General features: G+C 69.7%; 12 protein-coding genes. 7 read left to right on the plus strand and 5 right to left on the minus strand.

The features are described from left to right. The first annotated feature begins 95 nt into the window (after nt 1–95). The 7 genes from NTM_RS04275 to NTM_RS04305 are packed head-to-tail and all read left to right on the plus strand — an operon-like array spanning nt 96 to nt 6,160. On the plus strand, nt 96–641 hold the full coding sequence (locus NTM_RS04275) for a hypothetical protein (RefSeq protein ID WP_104861693.1): 546 nt from the start codon (nt 96–98) through the stop codon (nt 639–641). 50 nt (nt 642–691) lie between these two features. Then, a complete protein-coding gene (locus NTM_RS04280) occupies nt 692–2,104 on the plus strand; it encodes a mycothione reductase (RefSeq protein WP_163765547.1) in 1,413 nt (470 codons plus the stop codon). Continuing rightward, complete coding sequence (zwf, locus tag NTM_RS04285; RefSeq protein WP_163765548.1) at nt 2,101–3,507, plus strand: glucose-6-phosphate dehydrogenase; 1,407 nt, start codon at nt 2,101–2,103, stop codon at nt 3,505–3,507. Before NTM_RS04280 ends, zwf begins: the two co-directional genes overlap by 4 nt. A gap of 15 nt (nt 3,508–3,522) precedes the next feature. After that, nucleotides 3,523–4,146, plus strand: a complete 624-nt coding sequence (locus NTM_RS04290; RefSeq protein WP_163765549.1) for a TIGR03085 family metal-binding protein — start codon at nt 3,523–3,525, stop codon at nt 4,144–4,146. Nucleotides 4,147–4,171: 25 nt separating this feature from the next. Next, nucleotides 4,172–5,104 (plus strand): LLM class F420-dependent oxidoreductase, encoded by a 933-nt coding sequence (locus NTM_RS04295; protein ID WP_179964034.1) that lies wholly within the window; start codon nt 4,172–4,174, stop codon nt 5,102–5,104. 40 nt (nt 5,105–5,144) lie between these two features. After that, a complete protein-coding gene (locus NTM_RS04300; RefSeq protein WP_337781384.1) occupies nt 5,145–5,603 on the plus strand; it encodes a hypothetical protein in 459 nt (152 codons plus the stop codon). A 26-nt stretch (nt 5,604–5,629) separates the two neighbouring features. Continuing rightward, entirely contained in the window at nt 5,630–6,160 is a 531-nt protein-coding gene (locus tag NTM_RS04305; RefSeq protein WP_163765552.1) for a hypothetical protein, read from the plus strand. On the opposite strand, the gene NTM_RS04310 is transcribed toward NTM_RS04305, so the two are convergent. The 5 genes from NTM_RS04310 to NTM_RS04330 form a co-directional block, all read right to left on the minus strand. Then, on the minus strand, nt 6,161–8,092 hold the full coding sequence (locus NTM_RS04310; RefSeq protein ID WP_163765553.1) for an Hsp70 family protein: 1,932 nt from the start codon (nt 8,090–8,092) through the stop codon (nt 6,161–6,163). A 37-nt stretch (nt 8,093–8,129) separates the two neighbouring features. Next, the gene (locus NTM_RS04315) at nt 8,130–9,623 is read right to left on the minus strand and encodes a dynamin family protein (protein WP_170312008.1); all 1,494 of its coding nucleotides are present in this window, start codon (nt 9,621–9,623) and stop codon (nt 8,130–8,132) included. A gap of 23 nt (nt 9,624–9,646) precedes the next feature. Continuing rightward, nucleotides 9,647–11,467 (minus strand): isoniazid-induced dynamin-like GTPase IniA, encoded by a 1,821-nt coding sequence (gene iniA / locus NTM_RS04320; protein ID WP_163765554.1) that lies wholly within the window; start codon nt 11,465–11,467, stop codon nt 9,647–9,649. A 96-nt stretch (nt 11,468–11,563) separates the two neighbouring features. Beyond that, nucleotides 11,564–12,595 (minus strand): IniB N-terminal domain-containing protein, encoded by a 1,032-nt coding sequence (locus tag NTM_RS04325; protein WP_163765555.1) that lies wholly within the window; start codon nt 12,593–12,595, stop codon nt 11,564–11,566. A 264-nt stretch (nt 12,596–12,859) separates the two neighbouring features. Continuing rightward, a complete protein-coding gene (locus NTM_RS04330; RefSeq protein ID WP_163765556.1) occupies nt 12,860–13,372 on the minus strand; it encodes an Rv0340 family IniB-related protein in 513 nt (170 codons plus the stop codon). Between the last annotated feature and the right edge of the window lie 189 nt (nt 13,373–13,561).

Raw genomic sequence — 13,561 nt, forward strand, 5'->3', positions numbered from 1 at the left:
ACTCAACTTGTCGAAATGCTCAACAGGGTGGGCACGGATTTTGTTCCCGCGTCACTTCCGTCACTTGTGCAACAAACTGCGTAGGCTGGCGATCGATGAGGACGCGGCTGATCGTGGCGGGAGCGCTCGCATCGGCGGCACTGCTCGCCGGATGCCAGTCCGTGGTGGACGGCACCGCCACCCGCGCCGGTGACACGACGTTCACCGAACCCGACTTCCCGACGCCGCGCCCGACCAGGCCATCCTCCCCGGCACCGTCCACCCCGGCCTCGCCGGCGCCGAGTGCGCCGCCCCGGTCCGGCGGCGAGGTGCTGCGACCGCAGGGTGGCTACGTCTTCATCGAGACGAAATCGGGCAAGACCCGATGCCAGCTCGACGCGCAGGAGGTCGGCTGCGAGTCCGCGTTCAGCAACGCCCCCGAGGTCGACGGGCTGCCGGCCAACGGAGTCCGCATCAACGCCGACGGTGACCTGCAGTGGGTGCTCGGCAACCTCGGGGCGATCCCGGCGGTGACCCTGGACTACCGCACCTACTCCGCGGTCGGCTGGACGATCGAGGCCGACGAGATGGGCACCCGCTTCACCAACGACCGCACCGGCCACGGCATGGCCATCGCGGTGGAGGGCGTCGAGGCGTTCTGAGGTCGCCACCGGGGGTTTGACATCCGTCAGCTTCCGGGAACAGCAGGCGGGTGCGCACCCACGATCTGGTCGTCATCGGCGCGGGGTCGGGAAACATGGTCGTCGACGACCGGTTCTCCGGCCTCGACGTCGCGATCATCGACGACCGCAAGTTCGGTGGCACCTGCGTCAACCACGGCTGCATCCCGTCGAAGATGTTGTCCTACAGCGCCCAGGTCGCCGACACCGTCGCAGGCGCGGCGGACTTCGACATCGACATCGACGCGGACGTCCACCGACGAGCGCTCGCGCGAGGAGCAGAGCCTCGGCTGCGCTGGACCGCCTTGCGGGACCGGGTGTTCGGCCGCACCGACGAGCTCGCCGCCGACGGCGAACAGGGCCGCCGCGACAGCGATTTCGTCACCGTCTACAAGGGGCACGCCCGGTTCACCGAACCCGGACGTCTGCGGGTGTCGGTGGACGGGGACACCGTCGAGGTCGCCGCGGAGCGCATCGTCGTGGCCGCCGGCGGCCGCCCCGTCGTCCCCGACGTCGTCGTCGAATCCGGGTTGCCGTACCAGACATCGGACACCGTGATGCGCCTCGATACCGCGCCGGACCATCTCGCCGTGCTCGGCGGCGGCTACATCGCCGCCGAACTGGCGCACGTGTTCTCCGCCGCGGGAAGCCGCATCACCCTGATCGAGAAGTCCGGCCGACTGCTCGGCGGCCCGCACGACGACACGGTCCGCGATGTCTACACCGAGCTCGCCCGGTCGCGCTACGACCTGCGCTGCGGCAGCGAGGTCGCCGAGATCACCGGCACCGCAGGAGATCTCAGCCTTCACCTGGACGACGGATCGACGGTGCGCGCCGACATGCTGCTCGTCGCGACCGGACGGCGGTCCAACAGCGACCGCCTCGACGTCGAGAAGGGTGGCATCGACACCCACGAGGACGGTCGCATCGTCGTCGACCGGCACTGCCGAACCACCGCCGAGGGCGTGTTCGCTCTCGGCGACGTCAGCACCGCCGTCCCGCTCAAACACGTCGCCAATCGGGAAGCCGCGGTGGTCCGACACAATCTGCTGCATCCTGACGACCTGCACGCGGTGAGCCACGAGCTGGTGCCCTCGGCGGTGTTCACCCAACCGCAGATTGCGGCGATCGGACGCACCGAGAAAGACTGCCGCGACGACGGTCTCGACCACCGAGTCGGCCTGGCCCGCTACTCCGATATCGCCTACGGCTGGGCCATGCGGGACGAGAGCGGGCTGTGCAAGGTGCTGGCCACCTCCGACGGAGAGATCCTCGGCGCCCATGTGATCGGGCCGCAGGCCGCCACCCTGATCCAGATCTTCGTCGTCGCAATGAACTTCGGCATCCGTGCCGACGAGCTGGCGTCCCGGCCGTACTGGATCCACCCGGCGCTGACCGAAGTGGTGGAGAACGCCCTGATCGATCTCGGAAAGGACCAGGCATGAAGGACGCAGCGGACCCGGTCGTGCTGGTGCTGTTCGGCGCGCGCGGCGACCTCGCGCGCCGCATGCTGTTCCCCAGCCTGTACCGGCTTGCCGCGGCGGGCCGGCTGCCCGACGACTACCGGATCATCGGGTCCGGCCGATCCTCCCCCGACAGCGCTGACGAGTTCCGGGAGTCGGTGCGCGACGGGCTCTCCGAATCGGTCAAGGGTTTCGAACAGGACGTCGCCGACACCTTGTTGGAGCGTCTGAGCTTCCAGTCGGCGACCGACGAGGACGGTCACGAGCTCGCCTCGGCGGTACGTCGGGCCCGCGACGAACTCGGCGAGCGCACCCAGACCCTGATCTATCTTTCGGTGCCGCCGACGGCGATGCAGCCGACGATCGAGATGCTGGGCCGCGAGGGGCTCGCCGACGACGCGCGCATCATCGTGGAGAAGCCGTTCGGCACCGACCTGGACAGCTCACGCCGGCTCGCCTCGGCCACCGAGGCGGTCGCCGATGAGCGGAGCGTCTACCGCATCGACCACTTCCTGGGAAAGGAAGCCGTCCAGAACATCCTGGCGCTGCGCTTCGCCAACGGTCTGCTCGAACCCTGTTGGAACAACCGGCATATCGAATCAGTGCAGATCGACGTACCCGAGGACATCGCACTGGAGGGCCGCGGCGGCTTCTACGAGTCGACCGGATGCTTCCGCGACATGGTCACCACGCACCTGTGCCAGGTGTTGGGGTTCATCGCGATGGAGCCGCCGGCCACACTGGACGCCCAGGGGCTGCGCGATGCCAAGGCCCAGGTGTTCTGCGATATGCGGCCGCTGGACCCGGAGCGGGTGGTGTTCGGCCAGTACGCCGGCTACCGCGACGAGGACGGGGTCGCCGACGACTCGGACGTCGAGACGTTCGTGGCACTGGAGGCGTTCGTCGACAACGACCGCTGGCGTGACGTCCCGTTCTATCTGCGTACCGGAAAAGCGCTGGGCGACAACCGAAGGACAGTGACCATCACGTTCCGCAAACCGGCCGGCGCGTTGTTCGGGGCCGACGGAACCCATCGCGACCGGCTGGCACTGGACCTGACCGAGACCCCGACGGCGGTGCTGGAGCTCAATGTGAAGAAGCCCGGCCCCGACCTGACCGTGGAGCCCGTCGGCTCGGAGGTGCGGTTGAGCGCCGAGCGCCACGAGAACGACGGGCTCGACGCCTACGAGCGGTTGCTGCTCGACGTGCTGCGTGGAGACCAGACCCTGTTCGCGCGCGCCGACGAGGTGGACCGGCTGTGGCAGGTGTGCCAGCCGGTCCTGGACCATCCCCCGCGGCCGCACGATTACGAAATGGGCTCGTGGGGGCCCGATCTAGCATTGACGCTGCCCGGTCGGCAAGGCTGGTGGCTGCCCGATGACTGAACCGAAAGGCCGACGATGACCGTTGCACAACGAGAGCGGGCCGCGCTGGTGGCGACGTTCCGCGACACCCCGCCCGACGCCCCGACGTTGTGCGACGGCTGGGATGTGCGGGATCTGACCGCGCATCTGGTGGTGCGCGAGCGGCGGCTGGACGCTGCCCCGGGCATCCTGATCCCGGCGTTCGCCGGCTACACCGAGCGGGTGCAGCAGCAGACCGCCGCATCCACCGACTGGGACGTGCTGCTCGGCCAGGTCGCCGACGGCCCGCCGATCTATTCGCCGTTCAAACTGCTCGACCCGATCGCCAACGTCGCCGAGATGTTCATCCACCACGAGGACGTACGCCGGGCCGGCGGCGAGTGGGAGCCGCGACCGCTCGACGACCAGACGGTGTCGGCACTGCGCAGGCCGGTCGCGATGATGGCGCGGATGACCCTGCGCAGATCACCGGCGACCGTGGTGTTGCGCACCCCGCAGGGCGACACCCTGGCCACCGTCGGTAAGGGCCCTCGGGTCACCGTCACCGGCGACCCCGGCGAGCTGCTGATGTTCGCCGCGGGCCGCGACCAGGCGTGGGTGTCGTTCGACGGGTCCGCCGACCTGGTGGAGCAGCTGAAAAGCTCCCGCGCCGGGTTGTGAGCCTAGGCTGGTCGTCGTGAGCTCAGTGGATTTCCGCATCTTCGTCGAACCCCAGCAGGGCGCCACCTACGCCGATCAGCTCGCCGTCGCGAAGACGGCCGAGAGCGCGGGTTACTCGGCGTTCTTCCGCTCCGACCACTACGTCGCGATGGCCGGGGACGGTATGCCCGGCCCGACCGACTCCTGGGTGACGCTGGGCGCGCTGGCACGGGAGACCACGTCGATCCGGCTGGGCACCATGGTCACCTCCGCGACGTTCCGCTATCCCGGACCGCTGGCCATCTCGGTCGCGCAAGTCGACGAGATGAGCGGCGGCCGGGTCGAATTCGGGCTCGGCGCCGGGTGGTTCGAAGCCGAGCACAAGGCCTACGCAATCCCGTTCCCGCCGCTGGGTGAGCGGTTCGACCGTCTCACCGAACAGCTGGAGATCCTCACCGGGTTGTGGACCACGCCCGCCGGCGAAACCTTCGACTACTCGGGGCGCCACTACAGCATCGTCGAGTCCCCCGGCCTTCCGAAGCCGGCGCAGAGCCCGCACCCGCCGATCATCATCGGAGGCGGCGGCGCGAAGCGGACCCCGGCGCTGGCCGCGCGGTTCGCCGACGAGTTCAACATCCCGTTCGTGCCGCTCGACACCCTGACCGAGCAGTACGCCCGGGTGGCGGCAGCGGTCGAGAAGGCGGGCCGGGCGAAGGACTCACTGACCTACTCGGCGGCGTTCGTGGTGTGCCTCGGACGGGACGAGGCCGAGATCGCCCGGCGCGCCGCCGCGATCGGGCGCGAGGTCGACGAACTGCGCTCGAACTCCCCCGCGGTGGGCACCCCGGCCGAGGTCGTCGACAAACTCGGCCCGTTCCTGGAAGCCGGCGTCCAGCGGGTCTACCTGCAGGTTCTGGACATGTCCGACCTCGACCACGTCGAGTTCTTCGCCGAGCAGGTCGTGCCCCACCTTCGCTGAGCAGGCAGGCTGCACGAGGTCACGGCTACTATCAGTGCCCGTGAACGGACGGGACGACGACGAAGCGGAGGCGCCGCCCGTCGCGTGGCACAACCGGACATCGACTTTGCTCGGCGCCAGCGTGGCCGGAATCGCGGCGCTCGCGCTGGTCATTTCGCTGATCACCTACTTCGCGCGGCAGTTCAGTGACCCCGACCCGGCGCCGCTGCACTACATCCCGCCGTCCTCGTCGGCCAAGACGACCGGTTCGACCACGAAGTCCGGGACGTCGACGACCACCGGGACGATCACCAGCACCAGCCCGCCGATGACCAGCGACATCAACCCGGACGACACCACCACCTCGGAGACGACCACGACGCGCAGCACCCGGCCGCCGCGGACCAAGGAGTCCGAGCAGCGCAGCACCGAGGACGAGGACGGGACGCGCACCACGACGACGCGGACCACCAGGGCGCCACGGACCAACGTGACACGCACGCTGTACCCCGGAACCTGACGACCCAGCGCCTACTATCGGGTTCCGTGGCCCGTTACGGCGATTCTGACGACCAGAACTACTACTCCGAGGATGAGCCGACCCAGCTCAGCAACTACGGCTATGGGGACGGGTACGGCGACCAGCCGCCGCCCGCGACCGAGCCGACGCCGTGGTATCGCAGGCCCGCCGCGCTCGTCGGCCTCGGCGCCGTCGGAGCCGTGCTGATCGCGCTGATCGTGTTCGGCCTCGCCAAGGCGATCACCGGTGACTCCGATTCCGAGACCACCCCGACCTCGTCGCTGACCCCGGTGACAACGACCTCGGCGCCCGCGGTGGTGCCGCCTGCGACCGTGACCGAGACCGCGGGGCCGACCGAGTCGGCGACCACCACCTCGGAGGAGCCGACGACCACCACGACCACCCCGTCGACGACGACCACCACCCCCACTACCACGACGACGACCACGACACCGAGCACGACGGTCAGCACCAGCACCAGCACGGTCACCCAGACCGAGACGCAGACCGAGACCGTCACCGAGACGCCTGCGCCTGCGGCGCCCGAGAACCCCTGATCAGCAGTCGGTTTCGGACTCCGGCGCGCACTCCTGAGGTTCTGACGCTGCCGGTGGTGCCGCTGTTTCCGTGGACGTCGGCACCGACTCGGGTTCGGCCGCGGGTTCCGGTGACGGCGCAGCAGTCGGTTCCGGTGTCCCAGTGGGTTCCGGTGACGCAGTGGGTTCCGGCGACGGCGCAGGGCTAGACGTCGGCTCCGGCGTCGGCGCAGGGCTAGACGTCGGCTCCGGCGTCGGCGCAGGGCTCGACGTCGGTGCAGGTGTCGAGGTCGGTGCCGGCGTCGAGGTGGGCGTCGGGCTCGAGGTCGGCGCAGGTGTCGAGGTGGGCGTCGGCTTCGGAGTCACCGTCGACGGAGCAGGTGGCGGCGGCGCGATCGGCACCGGTATCAGCACCGTCTGCGGAACCGGTTGCGGCAGCGCCTGCGGAACAGGCCGCGGAACGGGTTGCGGTGCCGCTTGTTTGAGGACCGGCTGTTGCGGCGCCGGCGCGGCGGGCGGTACCACGCGCGGTGCGGGCGCGTCCGCGACCACGACCTCCGTGACGCCCGGTGGTGGCTCCACGGCAGGTGCGGTGTCGGCGGGGGCCTGCACCGGTTTCGTCGCGACCGGCGTCGCGATGGTGGAGGTGTCCGGCTCGACCGGTCCGGTGTGCGACGTCAGCACCAGGCCCGTCGCCGCGACGGCGGCGAAGCAGGCGGCGGCCGCGAACAACACACCCGGCCGCCGATACCACGCGAGTGGCTCCAGATCGGGTTCGTCGGACCCGTCGGGCTGAAAATGCACGTCCGGACGCGCGTACTCGGTCGCGTAGCCGGTCTCGTCGCCGTCCGGCTCGGCCGACCAGGCGAGGGGGGTGACGGGGGCGGCGACGGTGGCGTTGGCAGCCGTCGGCGGAGCCGACACATGAGATCCCGTCGGCGGAGCCGACACATGAGATCCCGTCGGCGGAGCCGACACATGGGCTGCCATCGTCGGAGCAGAAGCCAGCACGGTCGGCGCACTGTGGTCGGCATTGCGCTGCGCCACCAGCTCGGCACCGGCCGCGGCGGCCACCTGGGCCCCGGGCGCGGTGATCAGCGGCCGCCGCAGTACCTCCGAAAGACGTTGCGTGACAAGCGGTATGCGGGCGCCGCCTCCGACGGTGGCCACCGCGGCGAGCTGCGCGGGCGCGATGCCGTACCGGTCCAGTGTGCTGCGCAGCGTGTCGACGAAGAGGTTCAGATCAGCGGCGATGAGGCCGTCCAGTTCGGCGCGGGTCACCCGGACCGTGGTGTGCCCGTAGGCCAGCGCGGTCGCCGTCTCGGACGACAGCCGTTCCTTGGCCATCCGGCACTGTTCGCGCAGGCCTGCCAACGTCGCGACGTGGGCCGTCCCGCCGGGTTCGGTCTCGAACTGGGCCAGCACGTGCTGGAGCAGTGCGCGGTCGACGCCATCGCCGGAGAACGCGTCGACACGGACCGTGCCGATTCCCGCGAGACCGGCCGACGCGTCGGCGAGCGTGATGCCGGTGCCGCCGGCGCCGAAGTCACACAGCGCGATGACGCCGTGCGCCGGCAGTCCTGGGCTGGCCTGCAGCGCGGTCAGCGCCGCGGTCGCGTCGGAGACCACGCTCAGGTGTGGGACCGCGGCGCGGAACGCCGCGACGACGGTGTCGGGCCAGTGGGCGGGCACCGCGACGGCTGCGACATCCGGTCGGTGGTCGGGCCGCACGGCACGGGTGAGTTCTTCGACCGCGGCGGCGGCCAGGGTCTCGGGACGGTGGATCGATCCGTCGGCGAGGACCATCGGCACCGGGTCGCCGATGCGCTCCACGAAGCCGGTCACCGTCAGCCCGGAGGGCAGGGTCAGCGCCGGGCGCCGGACCGTCGCCCGGCCGTCGGTGACCGCGATCAGGGTGGCTGCGCCCAGTGAGAGACCCAGGGAACTGCGCATACCTCTTATTCGTCCGTGGGCACCGAAACGTTAAACGTCAGCGCTGGGCGCGTGCGTACTCCGCGACGATCGCCTCGGCGCTGCGCACCGCGGCCCGGCAGGCCCGCGCGGTGAACGGGTCGTTGAGCGGGTGATCGGCGCGCCTGCGCCACCGCTGAACTGCGGCGAACGCGGCGCGGGGGCCGTCGGAGTGGTCCCCGGCAGGCAGGCCGAGCCTGCTGGCAACGTCGGTCCCGGAACCGCCGATGATCCGGCGCAGCGACGCCATCTCGTCGTCGTTGAGGGTGGTCGGCCGCGACCGCAACTGGCTGAGCAGCCGCAGTTCCTCGAACGCGTGGGTGTCGGCCAGCAGCGGGTCGATGTCGGCGAGGATGCGCGGTGTCGCGTACACGGGGTGGCGCTGCACGAACTGCCGCAGCGTGAGCAGCGCGGTGTGCGCCTTGAGCAGGTCGGAGCGTTGCGCGAACTGCTGATCGATCACGTCCCGCAGGGCGACCAGCCCGCTGCGTTCGAGCAGTTCCTCGGCGAGCGCCACGGAGTCGCCGACGCCGGCGCGCAGCACCGCGATCGAGATCCGCAGCCCGAACATGCCGAACCGGTCCAGCAGCGCGGCGCGCGTCGCGGCGTCGACGGGCAGCGTGGCGTCCTCGCGGACGAACCGGTCGACCGACAGCATCGCCTTGGCCAGCTCGGCGGGTTCGACGCCGGCGAGCTTCTCCAGCGCGGTGAACTCGCTCTGGCGCAGGGTGCGCGCGGTCAGCGCGAGCAGGCCGGATACCGGCACGACGGCCTGGCAGATCCCGGTGCGTTCCATCTCGGAGGTGAACCGCGCCGCGACGTCGGCGGCCGACAGCATCGCGTCGATGCGTCCGGCGCCGATCTCGTCGGCGCGCGAAGCCACCCCGATCACGCCGAGCGCACCCGACGAACCTCCTACCAGCTCGCCAATCTGCTTGAGCAGCGCGATATCCGGGGCGTTGAGCGTGCGCAGCAGGAACACCACCGCATCGACGCGGGGCACGCCGTCGTCGGGCACCAGCAGCCGCAGCGTGCGCGCCGAGACGTCCCGTGACAGCGACGAGGTGCCCGGGGTGTCGATGATCGTCGCGTCGATCAGTTCTGCGGCGGGCCATTCCACGTCGAGGTCGAGCACGTCGTCGGGGTTCAGCAGCGCGAAGTCGAAGGTCAGCCCGCCGGAGCCCGGGTCACGGGTGATCGGCACGTTGGACCGCCGGCCGCCGCGATGGTTGGCGGTCACCTTCGGGGTGGGACCGTGCCGGAACCAGGTCACGATGCGGGTGGCCTCGGTCGCGTCGGTCGGGGCGATGGTGTCGCCGACGAGCGCGTTGACCAGGGTGGACTTCCCGGCTTTCAATGTGCCCGCCAGCGCGATCCGGATCGGCTGGTTCAGCCGCGCCCCGATCCGCTCCAGCTCGGCGTGGACGTCGGCGCGGTTCCGGTATGCGGGATCACTCCGGTAGGCACCGATGGTGCCGGCCAGGATTGCTCGCACGTGGTCGCTGGTACTGATCACCTGAGCTTAATGAGCGGGCATCACCGCACGGCGTCGGCATGCGCAGTGTGTTCGACGACCTGCCGCAGGATGGACAGCTGACGGTCGAGTTCCTTGACCCTGGTGTTGCGTTCGGCGTCGGCGAGTTTGGCGGCCGCGACGGTGGCCTGCAGCGACTCGTTCAGCGATCGGGTGGCCTGGTTGGCGATCTCGCGGTAGTGGTCACGCAGTTGACGCTGAATTCCCTTGAGCCGGTCGCGGGATTCCTTGCCGACCGCGAACGCGACATCGTCGACGAACCGGCGCACGTTGGTCTTCGCGTCGTTGCGCACCCGCAGCATCCGGTTCTCCATGTCCTCCTTGTAGGCCTTGCGGCCGAGCACGAATCCGGCGCCGAGTGACAGCGGGTTGAACATGCCCAGCCCGGCGAACGAGGTCAGCATGCCGAACATCAGCACCCCGCCGTAGGAGCCGCGCATCCCGGTGACGATCTTGTGGCCGATCTTCAGCGGCTTGGCCTCCAGCTCGGCCAGCGACCGGAACTCGCCCATGTCGGCACCCATGGCGCGGGCATCGATGGCCGGCATCCGCACCGCGCCCAGCCCGGCTTCGGTGAAGGTGCGTGCGACATCGGCTGCCAGCGCCTCTGCGCGCTGGTAGGCCCACACGAAGTTGTCGCCGACCGCGGTCGCGACCGCATCCTCGAGTTCGGCGCCGATCTCGGCCCAGTGCAGCGTCGGGTCACCGGTGTCGATGACCCGTTCGGTGTGAAAGGTGATGTTGCGGAACCGCTCCCGTAGGTCGTGGTCGACATCGGAGGTCAGGTCGGCGATCCCGTCGTTGAGGACCTGCTGCCACAGCGCGGTCTGCTGCAACGCGTCCTCGGCTTCCTGCTTGCGGCGCTGGAGGTCCGCGGTCAGCCGGTCCCGGGTCTGCGGATCGGTCAACGCGGACCGTTCCGACTCCGCGGCGAGGATCAAATACTCTGCCGCGGCGCGGATCTCGCCGAGGGCCTGGCTGCGCACCCGGTCGTTGTGCGGGGTCACCACGTCCTCGGAGAGGAACTTCACGATGCGCGGGAAGTTCGATTCCTCGTTGAGTTCTTTGTCGTTGAGCGCGACGGCGTGTCCGCGCAGCGTCGAGGAGACCGGGACCAGTTCCGTGGTGATCCCGGCGTGCCGTAGGTGGGCGGCATTGGCGTCGACGACCTCACGCCAGTGGGGGTACAGATCGGTCTTGGTGGCGGCGATGACGGCGACGGGGCAGATCTCCAAAGCCTGTCGGATGAACGTCATCTCGGGTTCGGTGAACTCCTGGCTGGTGTCGCTGATCATCAGCATCGCGTCGGCGTCGGGGAGCAGGCCGAGCGTCGCCGACAGGTGCGGCTGGCCGTGTCCTCCGACACCGGGGGTGTCGATGAACGCCAGCCCGCTCTTGAGCAGCGGGCTGGGCGCGGTCACCTCGACGCGCAGCACGTTCCGGCCGCCGGCTTGCGGGGCGCGGCGCAGGTCGTTGCGCAGGTCCGCGGTCGGGATGGCGATCAGATCCGGCTCCCGACCGTCGCCGCGCGCGACGACCAGCCGCGCCGAGGCCTGGTCACCGTAGGAGACGACGGTGGCCAGCACCGTGGACTCGTCGTCACCGACGCGGGCCACGGGCATGTTCAACAAGGAGTTCAGCAGCAGGCTCTTGCCCTGTTTGAGCTGTCCGGCGATCACGACGCGGATCTGCGGATCGTTGACGCGACGCTGCGTGCGCGCGAGCCGGGCCACCAGGTCGGTGCGGCCCTGCGCGTCGGCGATCTTGCTGGTGTGGTCGATCAGCTCGAGGACGACCTTGTTGGGGTCATTCGGCGGCGTCATGGCTCCCTCACTCCCGCGGTGTCAGTTCAAGGTAGGCGCAGCGAACTGGCGGGGACCATCGGATGGTCCCCGCCAGCAGCCTGGTTACCGGGTGGGTCAGAACGCGTCGACCAGGGCGGTGTCGTTGTGCGAGGCCACATCGGTGGTCTCGATACCGGTGACGTTGCCGGAGAACAGGTCCGTGCTGGTCTCGTTGCCCGAGCCGATGTTGGACTCGAACGACGACGAGTTGTCGGTGACGGTGCTTTCCGTGGACGTCGCGATGTCGGTCTCGATCGACGTGCTGACGCTGTTGTCTTCGACGTCGTAATCGACGTTGTCGCTGCCGAAGTCGCCGTCGATCTGGGTGCCGGAGTTCACGTTCGTGTCGGTGATGACGATCGCCCCGCCGTTGCCACCGGCGCCGCCTGCGGCGTTGCCGCTGCCGATCCCGATCAGGCTGCCACCGCCGTCGGCACCGCCGCCGTTGCCGCCGCTGGTGTCGACGTCGTTGAGCACGGGGGCGTCGTTGTCGGTGATCAGGTCGCCGCCTGCGGTCTTGGAGTTGTCCTCGACCTCGTTGTCCTTGCCGACGACGACGTTCGAGCCGGACCCGGCGAGGATGTCGCCGTTGCTGGTGGTGTTGCCGTCACCGAGCACCGCACCGTCGCCGCTGACGATGTCACCGTCGTTGTCGCCGCCGACCACCACGCCGCCGTCGGTGGCGGTGTTGGAGGTCTTGTTGCCGAACGTGATGTCGCCGAAGCCGAGGTTGAACGCGCCGTTCTGGGCGTTGGCACCGGCGTCCTGGACCGGGCTGGCCACCGGCACGTTGTTGCCGCTGAGCAGGTCGGTGTTGGTCTCCGGCGCGAACGTCGGCGCGTAGGAGGTCTGCGGGGAGAACGGCGACGCGAAGTTCGAGGCCAGCTGGTGGTGGTCGGCCACCGCGCGCTGCAGGCCCACGATCGGGTCGCCGCCACCGAGGGCGTAGCCGGCGGGAGCGGCGGTCGCGGCGACGGAGGCGAGCTGTGCGGCGGTGACGTTGGGCAGACCCGCGTCGCGCAGCGCACCGTCCGGGTCGACGACGAACGCACTGGCCGCGGCCGGGCTGCGGAACAGGTCGAGGATGAAGTCGATGAGAGTGAGCATTGGAGTCCCTTTCTCGGAGCTGTCTGCCGGTTCCTCCCGGCGTCTGGAGACCAATCTATGGACGGTCCGGGGGTCCGGGAACGGGGTTCGATCCCAATCCCCGTCCGGGCTCGCTAGGGATACGGGGGTCGATTCATTAGGGGCATAGGGGATCTGCTCAGGGATGGCTTTCCGACCGGTTCAGACACGAAAAAACCCGCGCGGATCAGGTGATCCGCGCGGGTTTCGCGCGCAGGTGGGGCCGTGGTCCGAAGGCGTCCGAGCTCAGTCGAACAGGTCGAATCCCGATCCGGGATCGAGGCCGTCCGGACCGTGGCCGGAGCCGGTCCACTCGTCGACGACGATCGGATCGGCCGGCGGCGGGGAGTCGAACACGGGGTCGTCGAGCTGCAGGGATGCGACGGGCTCGGCGAACTCGTCGGCGTCGACGACCTCCAGTCCGGTGTCGATCTCCTCGACGATCGCGGGTGCGCCGGCGTCAGGACCTGCGCCGACGGCCGTCGGGACCAGATCGTCGAACGCGTCGAACGCCGCCGTGGCGGCCCCGCTCGCCCAGACGTTGCCCACCGGTTCGGCGGCGAACGGGTCGAGACCGGGCGACGACACCGTCATCGACAGCGACTCCGCGACGACCGGGATCAGATTCTGCACATCGGCATTGGTCACGTCGGTCAGATCGGCGTCGGCGAGGGCACGGGCGGGGTCCGCGGCGTACCGTGCGGCCGCCTCCGGGTCGCGCACCAGCGCCATCACGAAGTCGAGCAGCGAGTTCGCCACGAGATTTCCTTCCCCAGGATGGTTGTGCTCCCGAGCGTATGCGTCCCGGGAGCTCCAAGGATCGGTGCCGGACCCGCACAGCCGGACAGGGCATTAGGGGATCACCCATTAGGGGAATCGCCACACTAGGGGAACGTTCTCCGCTCACGCGCAGGGAGCCGCTAAGGTGGGCGGCGGTCCAGACAGGAG

Origin of the sequence: Mycolicibacterium parafortuitum (assembly GCF_010725485.1) — a bacterium.
Classification (GTDB): domain Bacteria; phylum Actinomycetota; class Actinomycetes; order Mycobacteriales; family Mycobacteriaceae; genus Mycobacterium.